This window comes from Sphingobacterium mizutaii (genome assembly GCF_900187125.1).
Taxonomy (GTDB): Bacteria; Bacteroidota; Bacteroidia; order Sphingobacteriales; family Sphingobacteriaceae; genus Sphingobacterium; species Sphingobacterium mizutaii.
On the sequence record NZ_LT906468.1, the window covers coordinates 1,668,071 to 1,686,355 of the forward strand.

The window sequence follows — 18,285 nt, forward strand, 5'->3', positions numbered from 1 at the left end:
TTAAAAATTTAAGTGATAGTGAGATCACGGAAATTTAGAAAAAGAACAAAGTTAATCCATACGCCTACATTTTTACCCTTGTAAGTTGCAGGAATCCAGGATTCATTATCTTTAAAAAACTTAACAAGTCGTGAACCTGTTTCATAGCCGAGGTCTTGAACTAAGAAGTAGTTCAAGACCTTTCCATTTTTATCTACATAAAATCTAACTTCTACAAAGCCTTTAACTTTTTGAAATATGGCTTCCTCTGGGAAGATGTAGGTTTTACCTAATCTTTTGGTAAATTCTTCAATACCAATTGTTGGAATCGCATTCTCATCAACTGGCTGAAACCAATTGGCTAATTTTGGGTCCTCTATATATTGCCTAATCGTCAAACTTTCCTTCCCCAACCTAATTGATCTTTCAATCCAAGATTGTCCGAATAAAGGAGTGACAGTGGATAGGGACAAAAAAAGGAGAGCAATGGATTTATTTATATGGTTCATATTTGGTTAGATGTTGCAATCTTTTTGATTGGTTCAATACGTTAAGTTATCGAATTCCATTTAAAGTTTTATGGAAAATCTCTCAATAAATAATCCTAATAAAAAGGATTATCAAAAAAACGATAGTCCAAAATATTAACTCTAACAATTATGAAGCTGACTTTTTTTCTTGGGATTCTTATGTTTTTTAATATCTGCAATGCTCAGGGACAAGGATTTTCGCAAGAAGAGTTTTTAGATTCATTGGGTCTTGAATTCAAATTACCAAAATATGTGATTTTAAACGGTTCTACCGATTGCTATAACGAAAATCCTATTCTCAAAAAAGTTCTGACTTGTCAAATCAACAGATTAGAAATCGCTCAACAGGAATGCCGTATTTATATGGAGATCGTAATTTATTTGTCCTACCATAATGAAAACAGCAGCTATTATGATCGGAGTTCCATATTAGATCCAGACCCATTAATCAATAAGGTGAAAACAGATTTAAAAATAGCTTATCCTGATTATGACTCGACTACTTACAAGAAGTCAGTTAAGATTTATGAGAAGACTGAGGCTGAAAGGCTTTTTAATACAGATTTTGCATTGGAGTATGTTATCAAACTGCCAGAACCCTCTGTTTTAGACCATAAATATTCGTATATCAGGGTTTTTATGATGCAGAAAAAAGGTTTTCCGATGCAGATAAGCACTATTCTATACAGTAGAAAGTCAAAACGATATATAGAAAAGAAGAGAAAGGAAATATATCGATCATTTAGGTATAAAAATGAAAATCTGCTATCAGATGTATCCACTTAGTTCATTCTAGGAAAGGGTTCTTTAATGATCATTCTGTTGTTACTTCGGTATATATAGTTTTAGTTTTATTAATCCCTTCCGTCAAGATACCGTTAGCATATTTTATTGTACAGCAATCATCGGTGAAGCTTAGATTAGGGATAGCAAAATCCAATTGATACAGCTTTGATTTTTTCAATATGCCGTATTTATAAGATCTATTGGCCGCTTTTTCCTTAATGCTTTTTTGTGTTGGATTTGACTCCTTCCATTTAATCATGCCGATGATGGGATAATCCACAATTACCAAGATTTTTGTGCTGTCAGGAGCCAAGAAGGTCTTTTTACCGATAAACAAATTCCTGTGGTAAACCTCAATGGAATCGAAGTTTTGTGAATACTTGGGATCTTTAATGGATTTAGAAAGGGAGGCAATATAATTTTCTACAGGACCACCTAATATTAAACGCTGCGGAACTTTATTATTAACAGGTTGTTTCTGTACTACTGCCGTATCCGAATTTTTTATTTCCTTTTCTTGTTTAACATTTCCAGTACATGAAATTGTAAGCAATAAAAATAACATCTGTAATTTTTTCATAAAGGAGTATTAGTGTCCAATTTCTAATTGATTTCAATATTATGATGCTTCTTTTTGTGTTTTTGCACAAAGGAAATATGCGACCATAATCTTTAAACTTTTCCAGATTATAAAGGTTTATTCTTATGTTTCTGGTTATTAGCGTGTTTGTTCAAAAATATTTAATAAATTTATGCTAACCATGCTATTAACCTTGGTGAAAAACAGATTGCCAATCCTTCATTAAACCGGACAAGATGAAAGTATTCCCATTCCTACATAAAATCTGCATTATCCTTGCCTCCTTAATAAGCCCTTTATTTAGCCTTGGACAAGTAAAATCTGCCGATTTAGAATTTCTGAGGATCGCTGAATTGGAGTATTCCAATGACTCACTTTTTCTATGGCAGCAGATCCGCCCTAATCTAGGTAGGATGGATAGTACAAGTGGAACCTACCATAAATTGGCTTTATCTAATAAGGAAAAAACAAAGTTTCTCAAGTTTATCGATAAGACCAAGCTCCTCAATATTCAGTCAAATAGTAAGGAGAAAACAGGCTATTTCCCTTTTGAAATCACTTATCAAACTGCTGGTCAAAAACATAAGATTTCAAGTTACGAACCTGGAATGTCTGAGGCAGAATTAGAAAGTTTCCATAAATACCTTGAAGGGATTGAAACCGTAGTAGACAAGAGGCAAGCTAAAGAGAGTTTTCTGATGACTTTATCAGACGGTGAATATCAATTGAAAACGAGCCATCGATACCAATTGAAGATTGGACCTAGCGGTTGGGATGCTTGGGAAAAAAAGCAGGACCAAATTAACAGAATAGATGTTCCCTTGTTAATCGTGAATGGAAAAGAAGAAGACTATACCCGCTTTGAAAGAAGCAATCCAAAAAAGATAAAATCATTCGAGATCCTCAATCAAAATAAGGCAGACTCTCTTTATGGCGATAGAGCGAAAAATGGAGTAGCAATCATTACTACGAAATAAGCTACTGATTGTGCTTTCAGAAGCGATTCTCTGTTATTATAGAATATATTGCTACCGAAGAGACAGTAATTGCTGATAGGCCGGCTGTTAATGCACTTGGTCGAATGATTGTGTATTCCAGATTGCTTTCCTGAATGTATTTCTCCTGGAGGTTTTGATCTGGTAATACTTTTTTGAGCAAGAAACCAAACATCACATATTTCTATAACTTTTCCCGGCACCCATGATTGATTGACAGATCAGAGTGAATTGAGTTATTTATTAATTCACCGGCTAGATTATTCTAAATTTATTTAGCAATCCAATTAAAAAAAGATCCTTTTCCTTGTGATTTTATTGCTGGCCAAGCGAATAATTCAGAAAACAAGGACAGAGATTTCAATCAGTATTAACTGCGCAAATTAAAAATGAATTCAACATATAAGTCTGATCAGTTTCTTGCTGTTGTTCAAGCCAACAAAGGGATCATCTATAAGGTCGCTAATTCCTATTGCAAGGATGCTGAGGACAGGAAGGATTTGGTACAGGAAATAATCGTTCAGCTTTGGAAGTCCTTTGATAATTATAATGAACGGTTTGCCTATTCTACATGGATCTACAAGATTGCGTTGAATGTGTCTATTTCATCCTTTCGAAGGGAATCTAGACGAAAAGAAGTTAATGGTCCTATTACTGATAGCATCCTATTTTTTGAAGATCAAAGTGAAGATGGCAGGGAAGAGGAGATCAGTTTATTGCAAAAGTTTATTCAGGAACTTAGGGAATTGGAAAGGGCGTTGATGCTGTTATATCTGGATGAAAAGAGCTATAAGGAAATTGCTGAGATCGTCGGAATTTCTGAGACCAATGTGGCAACAAAAATCAGCAGGATTAAGAAAATATTGAAGCAAAAATTTGAACAGTATAATAGAGGGTAAAAATGGAAGATATAGAACTTATCAATATGTGGAAAGTTCAAAACGAGAAGATTGAGCAATCCTTATCTATCAATAGAAAGCTTTTGGTCGAGACCATTAATCAAAAGGCGCAAAATACTTTAAAGTCACTAATCAAGCTCAAAACCGCCGGTATTGTGTCATTTGTCCTATACCTTTTGATTCTTGGATATATTTTGGTTTATGCCTTTTTGAATTATTCCAGCAGCCCCATCTATTTTTTGATATCATTATCGGCAATATTTCTAATCAATCTCCGAGGCCTCTATGACTATATTAAACATTTGGTTTGGACCAATAACATCAACTATGATGGCAGTGTTACTGAAATTCAGCAGAACCTTTCCAAATTGCAATTGTCCATTGTAAAACATACAAAAATCATGGTCTTACAGTTGCCTTTTTGGAGCACCTTAAATCTGAGCAACAGCTGGTTTCCTTCACAGGTAGGCTGGACTTATATCCTCTTTCAGCTATTCCTCACGAGCAGTTTAAGCTATTTGGCTTATTGGCTCTATAAAAACCAGAAGGTCGAAAACCTTGACAAAAAATGGTACAAAACTTTGATTGCCGGTTCAGGAGGCAAATCTGTAGGAAAGGCCTTAGAATTCTATAAAGAAATCGAAACATTTAAATCTGAAAATCAATAATATTTAATGATGAAAACTAACTCAATCCCCTTTAGAACCTTAGGGTTAATGACCCTATTTCTTTTCAGCTTATTCTTAACAACGGCTTGTAATGGACAGAATAATTCCAAATCATCAAAAAAGCCTAAGGTCGATATCCATACCGCCATCATTACCGACAATATGGATGCTTTCAAGCAATATATTCAGACTGGAAAAAGCCTGAATGAAAAGGAACCCATGAATGGATCCTGCCCTTTGATCACGGCTGCGGTATTTGGAAAAACAGAAATGGCAAAGATGCTGATCGATGCCAAAGCGGACATCAATGCCCAAAACAAGGATGGTTCTACGCCATTACTTACTGCAGCATTTTTTTGTAGACCTGAAATCGTAAAACTCTTACTAGCAAAGGGAGCAGATAAATCTATAAAGAACAATTATGATCAGACGGCTTTACAGGCTGTTTCAGGGCCTTTCAGTGAAGTGAAGGAAGTCTATAAAGGATTCGGAGCATTGTTGGAACCTGCTGGCCTTAAATTGGACATGGGCTATATAGAAAAGACGAGACCGCAGATAGCCTCATTACTCAAATAAATTCTACGATTTCAATATGTCTAACGTCAGAATCAGAAGGTATGATATTGATGCCTTGAGGGTAATTGCTATCGGTCTGTTATTGATTTATCATACCGCGATAGGCTTTCAAGGCTGGGGAACCATGATTGGTTTCATCACAAATGACACTTCATTGCCAGCATTATGGTCCGTCATGGCCATCATTAATATTTGGAGGATTCCATTGCTGTTTTTTGTGTCTGGGATGGGCGTTTATTTTGCCTTGCAGAACAGAACGTGGAAACAGCTTTTTATGGAACGAGGACGAAGGATTTTCATACCTTTTATCTTTGGGTCTGTGGTCATTGTGCCCATCCATATCTTTATTTTGCAGTCTTACTATTCTTTGAAACCTACTTATTTACCCAATCCAGGTCACCTATGGTTTCTAGGAAATATATTCCTTTATGTTATCCTGCTATTTCCGATTTTCAATTACCTGAAGAAAAATGCAGATGGGAAGATTGTCCAAACCATAAAAAGAACCTTGAGCAGCCCCTTAGGTCTATTAGCTGTAATCGGGATATTTATGATTGAAGCCTTATGCACTAAACCTGCAATTTTCGAACTCTACGCAATGACTTGGCACGGGTTCTTTATGGGCTTGATTTCTTTCTTTTTCGGCTTTTGTTTTGTGATGTCAGGATCAGTATTTTGGGATATGCTGCTGAAATGGAGGTATTGGTTATTAGCTCTCGCAGTCGTACTTTTTATGAACAGATTTTTTGCTCCCCAGATGAAAGTTCATACACTGCTATTAGTGATCGAATCCAATCTTTGGATTTTTACCGTATTCGCCTTTGGATATAAATACTTTAACCATAACAGCAAAGCATTGAAGATGTTATGTGAGGCTGTTTATCCGGTTTATATCGTACATATGATCGTATTATACTCCATTTCTTATTGGATATTCCCCTTGGAGATGAATGCTTGGATTAAATTTATAATTGTGGTTATTGGGACTGTATTGGGAAGCTTTGGCTTATTTTTAATCATCAAAAAAGTGAGGTTTATCAGGCCTTTATTTGGGTTGAATAGATAATGAGGTCCTTCAATATCTTCCTCCAAATGCTGCTTTGATAGTAATTCTATTTACCACTGCGTAAACTTTTCATTTTATTTCGCTAAATTAAGGTAATTAAGCTTTTGAAAACCACTAACTTTTTTATCTATGCGTCCTTTGTTCCTTGCATTTATTCTTTGTTTATTTTTCCTACCAACAATTCAAGCCATTGCCCAAAAAAAGGACCAAGTCGGATTCAGCAGCATTCAATTTCAATTAAAGGGGAATTATCCAAAAGATTTCGACCTACAATCCTTTGGTAAAGGAGATGCCCTCACGGGGGAGAGGCTCTTAAAGCTTGAAAAGCTCAATGATTCAACTTATTTTGCCAAATTCTTCAATCCCTACCTGACTAGTTATTACTTCATCTTAACCAATAAATATTATTCCTCCTTTATTGAACCCAATAGAAACGATACTATAGAATTTGTCTTTGATAAGGATGATAATTTTGTCATTAATTATTCAGGAGATTATACAAACATATTTCAGAATTCTGATCAGTACGCGGATTTACTCAAGAACTATTTTTTTAACCAAAGTAACATCGATACCTGGACCCGCAAATCCTTTGATGTAAAAAACGTGAATGAATTAAGGGATTATTTGAATGAAAGAACCGAAAAGAAGCAGGCCCATTTAAATTCCTCTACAGAAAACACCAATATTCGGGAAATAGGATATGGGATAATTGAAATTACCGATATTTTATTTGCATTTGGTTTAAAAAAGGAAATGCTATCAGATACTAATCCGGAGAAGAGATATGAATTTTATCAAGCTGTTCTTCAAGATAAAGCAGCCTTATTGGACATGGACCTTCCAATGTCAAATCTCGTTTACCGAGAGATACTTCGAGATTCAGCCCTTAATCTCCCTGATTTGTTGAAAATAGGTCCAACTAAATATCAGGATTACCTCAAACGTATATTTAAAAACAACTTGGGTGCAGATGAAAAGGAATTCTATCAACATCTGATTGCAATGGCCTATTTAGAAAAGATGGCTTCAGGTAATAGTTTAACAGCTACCCAGCAGTTTGATGTCCTAAATTATTTCAATAATAATATTTACAAGACCAGCCTGCTCCGCCAAAATGAACTCAATTCATCTCAAGCTGTTGCTGCGAATATCCACTACTTACCATTTCTAGCTGAAAAAGAAGATGTATTCCAGGATATCATCGCTAAATATAAGGGAAAGGTAGTTTTAGTTGATTTTTGGGCTACATGGTGTGGGCCATGCATATCAGCTTTTGAAACCTTAAAACCCCTTAAGGAAAAATATAAAAACAATAAAGATGTTGTTTTCTTGTATCTCACCGATGAAACCTCTGACCTTAATCTATGGCATAACTTTACCGAAAAATTGACTGGTGAACATTTCTATATTACAAAAGCCCAGCAAAAATTTATTAACGATAGAAATAACATCGAAGCAATTCCACATTATATGTTGATCGATAGGAACGGTGAAATAAAGCATTCTGAAACAACTCCTCAAGACCTGTACAAGACCATTGATAGTTGGATAGAATCAGCCCTATAATAGTTCTGATTCTTAGCGATCAATAAATAAGTCTTAACAGACATTGCTGATTAAGTTTCTACGAGTTAATTCTACGGAGTACCTGATCCACGCGATCCGATAAGCTGCCATGGACTTCTATGACTTCTGTTCCAAAATCATCAACCCAATTATGCAGTACCTCATCGACCTGACCCCTAAGTTTTGGAAAGGTTATTAGATGTTCTGCTATCCGATCTGGATCTTCTATTGGAACAAATACCAATAAGTCGATTTCCGACATGATCGTTTGTGCCGATTTATAATAAGATTGGATGTCACCATTGGGATCTAGCACATTGAGGTATGCCATGATATCCAACGCGCAACGGTCAAAGATCACATTGTCTGCAGGCTGCAAAATCAATTTTGATGAGAAATTAAACTGCTCTACAAAATCCTCTGCATTTGGGGTTCCTGAAAACTCAAATCCTGCTGCCTCCAATTGATAATAAGGCTCTATGTTCAAACTATAATCTGGAAGATGCTCCAAAAGCTCCTCCGCTAAGCTGGTTTTGCCAACTTGGTGACTTCCGATTATCGCTATTTTCATGGCCAGGGTAAAGGATTTTTCGAGTGTAAATAGGAATTTATCTGTAATAATATACTTTAAAGATAATCTTTATAGGTCGCTTAGCAATGCCACAAGGTTTGTAAAGAAGTGTAATCCCGCTACTCCTAAAATAGCATTTAATATCCCTTGAGGCCTTAATTTTAAATAATATAACGCGTAAATAATTCCACTGATAGTTGTAGCTATCATATAAAAAATGTGGTAATGGTGTGATAGACCAAAAAGGATTGCGGAAAAAGAGATGATTAGGCCTGGGGGGATCTTTATCTTTCTTAATATTTCAATGACAAGAAACTGATTGATCAAAGTTTCAAATATTGGAGCAAATATTAATAACAGAGATATTCTAAATAATATTCCATAATTGTCTGCTGGATTATGGAGTGATGAAGGATCGATTAGATAAGCAATTCCACTTGTTATGGCTCCAACCATGAGTTTTAAAATTAAAAACCAGAAGAAGTATTTTAAGTTTTGCTGACTTGGGATTGGTTTTAAATTGAACATTGATGACTATTGCTGTATAGGTAACAATAATAAACAAAAGTGTTTTTAAAAGAGCTATAAAGAAATAAATTTTATTCACATGGAGTAGGAGAGGTAGAGCTGAGAGTCTCGGAAAAATCTATCGCTATTTTAAATTTTTCCCACATCCGGACCGAAAGACCAAATAATTTGGTCAGCAATTTACTAGGATCAATCAGTCAGTGGTTTGTTTATTTTCCAACGACTTGTTAGAAAAAAGCCTGTAATAAATAATAAAAAAGGAATTGACATGCCAATTAAGAAATCTTGAATTAGATATCTATATCCTATCCATACAAATGATACAATGGTTAAAATCGTCAGAACTTGTAGAAAACGTTGTCTTGAAAAAAGCTCATGGTATCTGAACAAGAGATATAAAATAGAAAGTGCCATGAATATCAAGCAAATTCCAAACATAGCATGAAACCCAATCCACAGATTCCAAATCGTTCCAGTAGGATCCATTTGAATACTAGTGTTCTTCATTCCATCTATCAATGAAGGTTGGTTAGGCGATAAATCTTCGCTAAAGAAAATTCCGTATACATGCATGACACCAGAAATCAATAATATGCCCGAGCCGATTGACCAAAGGATTCTGAATAGTTTAATTTTTAAAGTAGTTGTCATAATCTATTCAATTCCTGAGCTAATAACCACTCTATTCCACAAATTTATCATCCCAATAGCCATTACAAGTTGTGCAATTTGCTTGTTGTCAAAATATTTCCTTCCTTTTTGAAAAAGTTCTTCATCAAATTCATGCTGACTGACTAGAGTAAAATGATCTGTGAATTCCAGAATGGTTTTTTCTAATTCATCAAAGATGACGCTATGTTTCCAATCTTTGAGCGTGTTTAATTTTTCAGAACTCACCCCTTTTTCCAAAGCTTCTTTGCTATGCATGTTAAGGCAATATGCACATTTATTAAGCAGAGAAGCCCTAACTTTTATTAAGTATCTGTATGGAATAAGCCATTCTATCTTATCCATGAAAGATTCTAATTTCAGCAATTCGCTGAACCCCTCAGAATCTGTGTCAGGTAAGTTATATCTCTGTTTCATTTTTTAGTCTTTTAAGTGAATTGTAATAGTGATTGTCTGTAATAATTTTTAATCACAATGCATCTGATTGAACCTTAGCTCAAACGCTCACATTTGTTTTCCAAAATTACTGATGTATTTATCTAAGAAATTGTAATTATCGGACAAACAAAAACAATGTAATTCTCTAAAGTAATTATTAATACAAATGTCCGATTTTTACAATATAGTTAAAAGTTAGTGTGCTAATTTTCAATAGTTAACACAGTCCTACGGGAACTTCTAAAATGCTATTGAGAACTCAATAATAAAATAAAATTCTCGTTAATTACTTATATGTTCAACATTGTTAAAGGACGGCTTAATAATTGAAAATTTTCTCCGATAGAGGTGTAAATTAATAATCTGGAGAACTAATATTTAAATACCTGTGAATATCGATATGCAAATAAGGGGGTTATTTAATCCTATACAACCGACTGTTAAAATATCAGCAAATCAAGTTGCCTATATGGAATATCTTCCCGATTATAGGTTGCAACCATTTATTTACTGTTATTGGCAACTTAAAACCTGCCAGCCACTTGCAGAGCCCTTTACGTATCGGGTGGTAACCGACAGTTGTATCGATGTCATTTTTGACCTAAATAATCCAAAAGAAAATTATGTCATGGGCTTTTTCAAAAAGTATTCTGAATTCCCCTTGAGTACTTCCTTTAGTTATATTGGTATTCGTTTCTTACCTACAATGTTCCCACAGTTTTTCAAAATTAATGCTCTGGAACTTAGTCATCAGATAGAACATTTGAAATCTGTTGTACCTCACTTATCAGATTTTATTTCAACCCGTTTTGATGAATCTCAATCTTCAGATGTGATCAGAGGCTTATTAGACAATTACTTGCTTTCACTTTATGCTAAAGCTCAATTTAATACTGATAATAGACTTTATGCTGGTATAGAAATGATCTTGAAAAACTGCGGTTCAGTCAATTTGCAAAAAGACTTGGATACTGGAATCAGTCCGAGACAATTGCGAAGGCTGTTTGAATTTTATATCGGTGATACCGCCAAAACTTTTAGTAAGGTAGTCCGCTTCCAAAAATTTCTAAATACAAACCCATCTAAGCAGAACTTAAGACAAAATAAATTGTTTTTTGACGCGGGTTATTATGATCAATCCCATTTCATTAAAGAATTCAAGGATTTTTATGGCATCACACCTGTAAAGGCTTTTGAAAATTATAACAATTCCCATCTTATTTAATACATATTACAAGGACAATATTTTTAGAACCCTAAAGGTTATTTTAAACATTAATCTCTTTTTAGAAGCATTAAAAACCTAAAGGATGGTATTTTAAAGCTTATCTCTTTTTCCCAGCTATTTCCAGTAGTATTTCACTGGTAGATCCCTGAGCTGTGTTTTTGTCCTTTTTTTACAATACATTTTTCTTTAAGAACTGGAATTTTACCCAATATGAAAAGCGGTAAATATGGAACTAATCAATTTATATGAATAAAGAAATTAAATATTCACAGAGCGTAAACATTTACGCATCAAAAGAAACAGTTTGGAATAAACTTTTATCAAAAGAATTCTATGAATTGTCCTGGGACGCTACTTTAACCAGCACTTGGCAGCCAGGTTCCCCTATTCAATTCAAAGGTGTTTGGGAAGGGATTGAATACACAGACAAAGGTCTGGTCCAAGAGATTGAGGAAAATAAGTTTTTGCAGTTTACCTATTGGAGTTCTTTTTGGAAAGTAGAGGATATCCCAGAGGAATATTGCAACATATCTTTCCGGATCATGGAAATAGATTTGTATAGTTGCTGTCTTACATTAACACAAGTCGGTTTTAGGGATAAAGTGCACTTCGAAGAAACCGTTGAGCTATGGAAACACAGCAATAAAATCCTTAAACACCTATCGGAAAAACAGGAATTGCTGACGTTGAACGATAAGATTTTTGAAGAAATTGAATCTGTTATTGCTAAAATCCCCAGTGTCAATTACAATATTGAATCAACTATTTCTTGGACAGCTGCTCAGATTGTTGAGCATATCTTAATGGCCAATTCTGGGTTAAAGGGATTTTTAACTGAAGCCCTTTTCTCTTCTGAAGTACCTTATGACCTAAATGTACAGCGAATTCGAGACTTAATGCTTGACATGGGCGTCAAATACCAATCGCCCGAATTCTTGATTCCAGCAGTAAATCAATACGATGCAATAGAGCACTGCGCAAAATTACTGAATTTAAAAGGAGAGATTAATGAATCTATATCGACCATGGACTTCGAGGAAAGATGTGGAAATACTGAAATGATTCCTTTCGGGTACATGAGTGTTTTTGAATGGTTGAATTTCTGTTTATTTCATATTCAAAGGCATGTGCTTCAACTTAAACAATTAAAAGGCAGCTGATAGAGCCGAAATAATTAGAACCTAGATATAGTCCGTTTTATACTATGGGAAAATTAGTAATTGAAACAACTTTATTCCAACTAAATAAATCATTTCCATGAAACATATCGCATTAATAATGTTATCATTTTGCTTTACATCAAGCCTATTTTCTCAGACATCTCACAAAAGAATGAGCGAAATTAAAATGAAATTAAACGCAGGTATTATTACAGAAAAACTAAAGGAGACTAAGGAGTTTTATATGCAGACGCTAGACTTCGGTGTAACGTTTGAAAATGAATTTTATATTTTATTGCATACTCCCAATAAAGAAGCAGAAGTCAGTTTCTTATTGCCAAATCATCCTAGTCAGAAACCCCTTTTCCACCAACCTTTTCAAGGAAAGGGTATGTACTTAACCATTGAAGTTGAAGATGTTGATAAGGTTTACCATGAATTGAAGAATAAAGGAGTCAAAATTGAAATTGAAATCAGAGATGAGCCCTGGGGTGACAGACACTTTGCCATTCAAGATCCGAATGGTATCAGCATTGATTTCGTGAAATATTCCGAACCTCAATAATGAGTTAACATGGATTCCGAACCTGAAAGAACAACAGAGATTATGCAGTTATGTAATTGGTTACTGCCTTATACCCCAAGAATTGTAACCAGTAAATATATTAATAGAACAAGGTATGAAATTTAACAATGCAATAATAAGTTTAATGTTTACTATGACTTTTCTAATAAGTTGTAGTAAAGATATTTCCGTCGACAAAGTACAGATTGATGGTTCCTTTAAAGGCTTTGAAGGTGAATTAGACGGCGATATTTTTAATCTCCCTTTTGAAGGATTTAGCATTGAGATAAAGATTAAACGTATCAATGAGGAAGATGCCATGGTGGAGCTGAACCCTTTCGGAAATGGAAAACCCATAGATTTTCCAGATCAGATCTGTTCAATTAAGACCGACTCTGATGGATTTGTTAATCTGGTTTCTTTAAAAGATGGATCTATGTATGTAATATTTTATGACAAAGAAACAATTGATTGCTATCCTGTCAATGGAACTCGGATTTCAGGATCTAGAAATGGAAAGAAACCAAGTTGGTGGGATGATTAATTTTTTCAGTATAGGTTTTGACCTCAAAATTGTACCTCGTAAAAATCCAAAATTTATTAATGGTTTTAAGAATTGAAATGAAATGGACTCAAGATTGGTAATAGCAAACATAATTGTTTTGATCGCTTTGGTTTTCCATTTTTATTGGGGAGATAAGGATATTCAATCAATTTCTCCAAAGGCCTCCGAAGCTAAAAAAGTAGAAAATTGGATAATGGCAAGAGGTGCTTTCCATGTTGTCTCTATGGACCTATTTATAATCGCCACAGTCCTTTCTTTATTGAATTTTACTAACCTGCTAACTTCATATCGTACTATGCTGCTAACAATTATGAGCATTTACTTTATGTTAAATGCTCTGGTTTTCTTTATAGTTGTCGCTATATCCGGTCCACTTAATAAAAAGTTTCTGAAGCTATTCCAATGGTCAATTTTTATAATTATAAGCGCCTTGATTTATTGGAGTATCTAAAACTACCAATTTTTACTCCTACAATCAGGCTTTTTTCCGTTATATATGTACTGATATCGAAAACTATTGTGTACATGTTTAGATAACCAAAATCTGAACATATCCTCTTGTACAAAGAAAATCTCCCCATCGTTAGCAATTGCTTTACTGACATTGCACACAAAGGGGTATTGTTCATTTTCAGAAAAATATTTCACCCACTATGTGGGTTGCCTTCTTAAACAAACATCATCCTTCCGTAGGAAGTTCTTTAGCCTCCGGCTCATTTCCAGTGGCGGAAAAATGGATAGAATGCCGTTGCCCTGTGCGTTGGGATTGGCCTTGGAATGCTTTCAGAAGATCATCCCATTAAAAGGGATGATCTTCTGAAAGATATTCCCGACAACAAGGCATTCTATCCATGTGCGGGAGCCCGTGCGAAAAGCCACCTTAAATGAGCCAAAGCGTTTACGGATTCGAGTTGTTTTTTTGGTATCCGTGAGCTCCTTCGTCGGTTTGGTACTTTTGCGCTTCAAAAGTAACGAAGAATCTAAATTTATTTTTTTCTTAACTTAATGACATTGCCTGATGGGAGTCTACCAATAAAATTTATACAGCCAATTTGTTCTTCTTAGACTATTTAACCTAAATACTGTTCTTTCAATTACACTAAAGTGCTGACAATCAAAACAACACTGATTAGCATCAACCCCCAATAAACATAATTAAAGAAAGCCCCATCCTTTAATTTATGGTTTAGGTACCTTCCTAAAAATATAGCTGGAATGGTTGTGATCAGCGAATAGAGAAAATAAATATTAACTTGTGTCGTAATCAATCCCTTGGAATAATAACCCACGACACTTAACAGACTGACCGGTAAAAAGTAAGCCTGTAAGGTAGCTCTGAAATGTTTTGCACTCCATTGTCTCAAATTTCCGTAAACAACGAGTGGCGGGCCATTTAAGCCATAGGCTCCGCCAAATACGCCCGATAAAAAACCGCAAATGAAAAGCCAAAACTTATTGTCCTCTTCCAAGGCCTTATTTTTTGTAAAATAGAGGGAATAAAGTGAATACAATATAATAAGTAAGCCAAGTCCTGTTTTTACAATGGTTTCATTTGCGTAGGTCAGTATAAGGATACCCAAAGGCAGGCCAAGAACAGCATATATAATCAACCATTTGGCACTGTGAAAATGGATCTTTTTATGGTCTTGTATCACTACCACAAGAGCAATGACAATGGACAACATAACTGCCAGCGGAACGGCAACATCTACGGGCAAGAATAAAAGGAAAAACGGAACTGCAATTAACGCCTCACCAAAACCTAAAGTTGACCGTACCAAAGAAGCGAAAAAACTAATGATAAGAATAAATATAATAGTCAAAACAGGATATTGTTAGTGCTGTTGAGAATACCCTAATTTACAAAAATTATGTCGGATTGGCTATAGAAAAGCCCCATAATTTTGGGGTAATCCTAGCAAATATTCTTAATGTTGAATAACAATTTAGGGGCTAATTTAAAGGAGAATTGATAGGTTATCCAAGCAATAAATTGTAGCCTCTTTTATTAATAAGACAGAAGCTTTCAGAAGTCAATCAAGGGGAGGAGTTATCAATTTTCCTCTTAATATTGACTATATAAATTGCTTAGATCACAGGTTATGAAACTATTCCTAGCCACATCAAAATAAAAAGGAAGTTTTTTGAAATCATCAAAAAACTTCCTTTAATACGGAGACTTAGGACTTGGTCCATGATTTATTGCTCGATTCTTAGATCAAATTTGTGCTTATTCCTTTAATTATCTGGACTGAACGTGCGTCCTGCAAGTCTAAAAACCCTATTCTTTTTACTGTCATACCAACAAAAGAATAACTTTTTCTCTTGTCCGTTGTTAGCTTTCAATGTAATTGAATAATCTGTATTCAGCGTGTATCTTCCAGATGTTTTGGATGTTTTATAGGCAGAATTTGTGCTACTTTCAGTGGAAGAGACTTTCTCGGTTGTGTACCAGCCATCTTTTGTGAAACTCATATTGGTATATTTCATAATACCTATCTCTCCTCCAACTGCTATGGTACCTCCTCCAGAGATGGTTTCATATGAACCTGAAAGTGTTTGTCCAGCATTTGGCGGATAACCTACATTATTTGACCAATCGTAGGTTTTTTTATTACCCGATTCAAAAGTAACATTCACCTTTTCTCCAGTAACCGTCCAAGTTCCAACAGCTTCACCTTGCCCAGCGATATATTTGTCTGCATTAATTTCTTTTATTGGAATGTATGGAGATCGGATAAAGCGACCATTTTTGAAAAATACAAATGGTGTATGTACTTCATAATAGTAGCCACCATAACCTTCTTCCTGCTCTGGAACTAATAAAACCTTTTCAATATTGCTGTCAATGGGGATTTCACCGTTTTCAGATTTGCTGCATGCCGAAAACAAAACGGAACTTAAGATAAAAATTAACCCAAAGGTCAATTTACCCTTTCTTGGAAGAGAAAATTTCATAAAAAATATAGTAGTGTGTTGATATTAAGGAACTAAAGTCATGCCAAATATTTAAATTTAGCTACAAGCCTTAACCATATTGAAAGATTGTACTTCTTCAAATAGATTTTTACAGTCTTGAATGGAATCTCGAAAGGAGTTTTTGTTTATGGAAGGTTGAAATCGAGTCTGTAAATAGTAGTTAAATCGGAACTTCCATCGCTGTCCTCACACAATAAGAAAGAAATCATATCGGGCTGCAATTCATAATATGTAATCCCTTCGAATTTTTGATCATTCGATATTTTTTGACAGTGATCCATTCTCATATTTATTAAATCGAATTTTCCGAATACTGTTCCTCCGATTTCTCCGTCTTCATAAGTAGATAGTCCTTCTTCTGCAGTTGCGATGAAATAAAGTGTATCATCTACCACTGAAGCACCTGAAAAACCAAATAGCAGACCGTCGATTTGTGGTAAGTTGATATCAAAGCAAGTTATCACGAAGTCATTGATTAAATCATCTCCATCGACTTTGAAAATTACATTCCGTCCAGCTGGACCATTTCCACGGTTCAGGAACAGCCAGCTGTTTCCATGCATTGCTACCCCTTCGATATTAAAATCAGAAGAGGAAATGTTAGCTGATTTTTTCATGGCGCTGTACAGGTTTCCCATGTCTAGCTCAGTGGTACTCCAGTCGTTTCTGGAAATAGAAAATCCTCTTTCCCGGACAGCAGTTGAACCAGATCCGAAAGTATATATCCTGTCATCTGTAAGTACCATTGCTTCCAGATCAAGTTTTAGAGGTTTTGCGATCCTTTCCATCTGGGGGCTTTGTAAAAGGACGTGCCTATTGAGCAGATTCTCAGTTATTCGGTAATCATAAAGATAATTGCTGTTGTCTGATACGATATAAATTTGACCCTCCAAAAATTCTATTCCAGAGGCTGAACTGATTCCAGGGATATTTAAAAAATCATTTAAATAAAACTCTTGCATAATCTTAAACGATAACATTTTCGAGAGATCGCTTGTCTAATATATCCTATTTTCATGAAGGAGCAATATATTTCATATCAATTCTTAATTGAATGTTCAATGGGAGGAGGGAGACCAGGCAAGGCAGGACTAATTTAATATTTTTGAAATAACCCGTCAGCAATTATTGAAGGGATTAAACATGTGAATATTTAAGAAATAACAAATATCTATACCGCAGGAAATTCAGAAATCTAAGTTAACCTTCTTTCTATTCTGAACGATCAGTGAAGAATCTGTACGGTTCTCCTCCAACAGGTCCTGTCATTCTCTGTGGCTTTTAAAAGCTCAAAACCTGCTTTTAAGATTTTAAGGTTTTCATAATCCAGTAAATCCAAGCAATTACCTAGATGAATAATAGCACCTATTACGCAAGGATCCTTAACAGGATGTTTTCCCAAAAATACATGCCATTTCCAACCCAGTCATATTCATTTTCACTATTTTTGAGTGTTAATTTTTGGTTTATTATCTCTTCAGCAATAGACCGGTCACATCCGTGGAAACCGTATACTATTCCTGTTCCTGCGGAATACATAGATTTTTATAATTTTCATCCAGATTTCCGCTCTTATCAATTATTCCCACTTTAGTCAAAAAAATCTTTGAAGACTCTTCGGTTTTAGAAACCTTCTTCTTGTATTTCTTAAGAATCGCAACAAAAGAATTTGTATCAATCTCCTTCCTATTCACTTTATTGTTCTTCATGACCTAAAATATTATACCATAAAAGTAAAAAAATATTGATTAATACCTAATATTTAGTGCCTTACAGAGTGATTGTGGAGGGAGAATTGAACCCAGGACTATCTTTCTTTTGTGATACTGCTAGGATTTTTTCAACCTCTCATTTCCCGAACTCAACTCTGAACGAGGTAGTTGGTTTAGGCCCACAATCCACAAACACTTACCCTGAACCTTCTCTGGATCGAA

Annotated in this window: 22 protein-coding genes; 11 read left to right on the forward strand and 11 right to left on the reverse strand. The window is 34.9% G+C overall.

Features of this window, described 5'->3' with window-relative positions; all coding sequences use genetic code 11:
• Positions 1-8: 8 nt before the first annotated feature.
• Positions 9-488, reverse strand: coding sequence for an energy transducer TonB (locus tag CKW03_RS07125; protein ID WP_093095360.1), 480 nt, complete (start codon positions 486-488; stop codon positions 9-11).
• Between the two features lie 150 nt (positions 489-638).
• Here CKW03_RS07125 and CKW03_RS07130 point away from each other — a divergent pair, with 150 nt between their 5' ends.
• Positions 639-1,295, forward strand: a complete 657-nt coding sequence (locus tag CKW03_RS07130; RefSeq protein ID WP_139185407.1) for a hypothetical protein — start codon at positions 639-641, stop codon at positions 1,293-1,295.
• Between the two features lie 28 nt (positions 1,296-1,323).
• Here CKW03_RS07130 and CKW03_RS07135 read toward each other — a convergent pair whose 3' ends face one another.
• A complete protein-coding gene (locus CKW03_RS07135; RefSeq protein WP_093095363.1) occupies positions 1,324-1,875 on the reverse strand; it encodes a hypothetical protein in 552 nt (183 codons plus the stop codon).
• A gap of 236 nt (positions 1,876-2,111) precedes the next feature.
• Between CKW03_RS07135 and CKW03_RS07140 the strand changes: the two genes are divergently transcribed.
• The gene (locus tag CKW03_RS07140; protein ID WP_093095365.1) at positions 2,112-2,852 is read left to right on the forward strand and encodes a hypothetical protein; all 741 of its coding nucleotides are present in this window, start codon (positions 2,112-2,114) and stop codon (positions 2,850-2,852) included.
• 16 nt (positions 2,853-2,868) lie between these two features.
• Here CKW03_RS07140 and CKW03_RS20895 read toward each other — a convergent pair whose 3' ends face one another.
• On the reverse strand, positions 2,869-3,045 hold the full coding sequence (locus tag CKW03_RS20895; RefSeq protein ID WP_197700987.1) for an NAD(P)H-binding protein: 177 nt from the start codon (positions 3,043-3,045) through the stop codon (positions 2,869-2,871).
• 214 nt (positions 3,046-3,259) lie between these two features.
• Between CKW03_RS20895 and CKW03_RS07145 the strand changes: the two genes are divergently transcribed.
• From CKW03_RS07145 to CKW03_RS07165, 5 genes are all read left to right on the forward strand, one after another.
• A complete protein-coding gene (locus CKW03_RS07145; protein ID WP_093095366.1) occupies positions 3,260-3,769 on the forward strand; it encodes an RNA polymerase sigma factor in 510 nt (169 codons plus the stop codon).
• 2 nt (positions 3,770-3,771) lie between these two features.
• Positions 3,772-4,437: a hypothetical protein gene (locus CKW03_RS07150; protein ID WP_093095367.1), complete on the forward strand. Its 666-nt coding sequence runs from the start codon at positions 3,772-3,774 to the stop codon at positions 4,435-4,437.
• A gap of 6 nt (positions 4,438-4,443) precedes the next feature.
• Positions 4,444-5,013, forward strand: a complete 570-nt coding sequence (locus tag CKW03_RS07155) for an ankyrin repeat domain-containing protein (protein ID WP_093095369.1) — start codon at positions 4,444-4,446, stop codon at positions 5,011-5,013.
• Positions 5,014-5,029: 16 nt separating this feature from the next.
• Positions 5,030-6,079 carry an acyltransferase family protein gene (locus tag CKW03_RS07160; RefSeq protein ID WP_093095370.1) on the forward strand — a complete coding sequence of 350 codons (1,050 nt, stop codon included), beginning with the start codon at positions 5,030-5,032 and terminating at the stop codon, positions 6,077-6,079.
• Between the two features lie 129 nt (positions 6,080-6,208).
• Positions 6,209-7,648: a TlpA family protein disulfide reductase gene (locus tag CKW03_RS07165; protein WP_093095371.1), complete on the forward strand. Its 1,440-nt coding sequence runs from the start codon at positions 6,209-6,211 to the stop codon at positions 7,646-7,648.
• 58 nt (positions 7,649-7,706) lie between these two features.
• On the opposite strand, the gene CKW03_RS07170 is transcribed toward CKW03_RS07165, so the two are convergent.
• The 4 genes from CKW03_RS07170 to CKW03_RS07185 form a co-directional block, all read right to left on the reverse strand.
• Entirely contained in the window at positions 7,707-8,219 is a 513-nt protein-coding gene (locus CKW03_RS07170) for an AAA family ATPase (RefSeq protein ID WP_093095372.1), read from the reverse strand.
• Positions 8,220-8,288: 69 nt separating this feature from the next.
• Entirely contained in the window at positions 8,289-8,747 is a 459-nt protein-coding gene (locus CKW03_RS07175; protein WP_093095374.1) for a CPBP family intramembrane glutamic endopeptidase, read from the reverse strand.
• Positions 8,748-8,936: 189 nt separating this feature from the next.
• Positions 8,937-9,398 carry an LIC_13387 family protein gene (locus CKW03_RS07180; protein WP_093095375.1) on the reverse strand — a complete coding sequence of 154 codons (462 nt, stop codon included), beginning with the start codon at positions 9,396-9,398 and terminating at the stop codon, positions 8,937-8,939.
• 3 nt (positions 9,399-9,401) lie between these two features.
• Positions 9,402-9,833 carry a carboxymuconolactone decarboxylase family protein gene (locus tag CKW03_RS07185; protein WP_093095376.1) on the reverse strand — a complete coding sequence of 144 codons (432 nt, stop codon included), beginning with the start codon at positions 9,831-9,833 and terminating at the stop codon, positions 9,402-9,404.
• A 409-nt stretch (positions 9,834-10,242) separates the two neighbouring features.
• On the opposite strand from CKW03_RS07185, the gene CKW03_RS07190 reads away from it, so the two are divergent.
• The 4 genes from CKW03_RS07190 (at position 10,243) to CKW03_RS07205 (ending at position 13,351) form a co-directional block, all read left to right on the forward strand.
• Positions 10,243-11,079: an AraC family transcriptional regulator gene (locus CKW03_RS07190; RefSeq protein WP_236736435.1), complete on the forward strand. Its 837-nt coding sequence runs from the start codon at positions 10,243-10,245 to the stop codon at positions 11,077-11,079.
• 248 nt (positions 11,080-11,327) lie between these two features.
• The gene (locus tag CKW03_RS07195) at positions 11,328-12,242 is read left to right on the forward strand and encodes an SRPBCC domain-containing protein (protein WP_093095379.1); all 915 of its coding nucleotides are present in this window, start codon (positions 11,328-11,330) and stop codon (positions 12,240-12,242) included.
• A 172-nt stretch (positions 12,243-12,414) separates the two neighbouring features.
• A complete protein-coding gene (locus CKW03_RS07200) occupies positions 12,415-12,807 on the forward strand; it encodes a VOC family protein (RefSeq protein ID WP_236736436.1) in 393 nt (130 codons plus the stop codon).
• Between the two features lie 154 nt (positions 12,808-12,961).
• Positions 12,962-13,351 (forward strand): hypothetical protein, encoded by a 390-nt coding sequence (locus CKW03_RS07205; protein ID WP_093095381.1) that lies wholly within the window; start codon positions 12,962-12,964, stop codon positions 13,349-13,351.
• A 1,115-nt stretch (positions 13,352-14,466) separates the two neighbouring features.
• On the opposite strand, the gene CKW03_RS07215 is transcribed toward CKW03_RS07205, so the two are convergent.
• The 4 genes from CKW03_RS07215 to CKW03_RS07230 all read right to left on the reverse strand — a co-directional run bounded on the left by CKW03_RS07215 (position 14,467) and on the right by CKW03_RS07230 (position 18,060).
• The gene (locus CKW03_RS07215) at positions 14,467-15,195 is read right to left on the reverse strand and encodes a sulfite exporter TauE/SafE family protein (protein ID WP_093095384.1); all 729 of its coding nucleotides are present in this window, start codon (positions 15,193-15,195) and stop codon (positions 14,467-14,469) included.
• Between the two features lie 415 nt (positions 15,196-15,610).
• Positions 15,611-16,330, reverse strand: coding sequence for a hypothetical protein (locus CKW03_RS07220; RefSeq protein WP_093095385.1), 720 nt, complete (start codon positions 16,328-16,330; stop codon positions 15,611-15,613).
• Positions 16,331-16,476: 146 nt separating this feature from the next.
• Entirely contained in the window at positions 16,477-17,313 is an 837-nt protein-coding gene (locus CKW03_RS07225; RefSeq protein WP_095067862.1) for a DUF6929 family protein, read from the reverse strand.
• A 552-nt stretch (positions 17,314-17,865) separates the two neighbouring features.
• Positions 17,866-18,060 carry a hypothetical protein gene (locus CKW03_RS07230; protein ID WP_093095388.1) on the reverse strand — a complete coding sequence of 65 codons (195 nt, stop codon included), beginning with the start codon at positions 18,058-18,060 and terminating at the stop codon, positions 17,866-17,868.
• Positions 18,061-18,285: the final 225 nt, after the last annotated feature.

Excerpts from the sequence above, each read along its gene's own strand:
- CKW03_RS07125 (WP_093095360.1), bottom strand. The coding sequence starts at position 488 with ATGAACCATATAAATAAATCCATTGCTCTCCTTTTTTTGTCCCTATCC.
- CKW03_RS07130 (WP_139185407.1), top strand. The coding sequence starts at position 639 with ATGAAGCTGACTTTTTTTCTTGGGATTCTTATGTTTTTTAATATCTGC.
- CKW03_RS07135 (WP_093095363.1), bottom strand. The coding sequence starts at position 1,875 with ATGAAAAAATTACAGATGTTATTTTTATTGCTTACAATTTCATGTACT.
- CKW03_RS07140 (WP_093095365.1), top strand. The coding sequence starts at position 2,112 with ATGAAAGTATTCCCATTCCTACATAAAATCTGCATTATCCTTGCCTCC.
- CKW03_RS20895 (WP_197700987.1), bottom strand. The coding sequence starts at position 3,045 with ATGTTTGGTTTCTTGCTCAAAAAAGTATTACCAGATCAAAACCTCCAG.
- CKW03_RS07145 (WP_093095366.1), top strand. The coding sequence starts at position 3,260 with ATGAATTCAACATATAAGTCTGATCAGTTTCTTGCTGTTGTTCAAGCC.
- CKW03_RS07150 (WP_093095367.1), top strand. The coding sequence starts at position 3,772 with ATGGAAGATATAGAACTTATCAATATGTGGAAAGTTCAAAACGAGAAG.
- CKW03_RS07155 (WP_093095369.1), top strand. The coding sequence starts at position 4,444 with ATGATGAAAACTAACTCAATCCCCTTTAGAACCTTAGGGTTAATGACC.
- CKW03_RS07160 (WP_093095370.1), top strand. The coding sequence starts at position 5,030 with ATGTCTAACGTCAGAATCAGAAGGTATGATATTGATGCCTTGAGGGTA.
- CKW03_RS07165 (WP_093095371.1), top strand. The coding sequence starts at position 6,209 with ATGCGTCCTTTGTTCCTTGCATTTATTCTTTGTTTATTTTTCCTACCA.
- CKW03_RS07170 (WP_093095372.1), bottom strand. The coding sequence starts at position 8,219 with ATGAAAATAGCGATAATCGGAAGTCACCAAGTTGGCAAAACCAGCTTA.
- CKW03_RS07175 (WP_093095374.1), bottom strand. The coding sequence starts at position 8,747 with ATGTTCAATTTAAAACCAATCCCAAGTCAGCAAAACTTAAAATACTTC.
- CKW03_RS07180 (WP_093095375.1), bottom strand. The coding sequence starts at position 9,398 with ATGACAACTACTTTAAAAATTAAACTATTCAGAATCCTTTGGTCAATC.
- CKW03_RS07185 (WP_093095376.1), bottom strand. The coding sequence starts at position 9,833 with ATGAAACAGAGATATAACTTACCTGACACAGATTCTGAGGGGTTCAGC.
- CKW03_RS07195 (WP_093095379.1), top strand. The coding sequence starts at position 11,328 with ATGAATAAAGAAATTAAATATTCACAGAGCGTAAACATTTACGCATCA.
- CKW03_RS07200 (WP_236736436.1), top strand. The coding sequence starts at position 12,415 with ATGAGCGAAATTAAAATGAAATTAAACGCAGGTATTATTACAGAAAAA.
- CKW03_RS07205 (WP_093095381.1), top strand. The coding sequence starts at position 12,962 with ATGACTTTTCTAATAAGTTGTAGTAAAGATATTTCCGTCGACAAAGTA.
- CKW03_RS07220 (WP_093095385.1), bottom strand. The coding sequence starts at position 16,330 with ATGAAATTTTCTCTTCCAAGAAAGGGTAAATTGACCTTTGGGTTAATT.
- CKW03_RS07225 (WP_095067862.1), bottom strand. The coding sequence starts at position 17,313 with ATGCAAGAGTTTTATTTAAATGATTTTTTAAATATCCCTGGAATCAGT.
- CKW03_RS07230 (WP_093095388.1), bottom strand. The coding sequence starts at position 18,060 with ATGAAGAACAATAAAGTGAATAGGAAGGAGATTGATACAAATTCTTTT.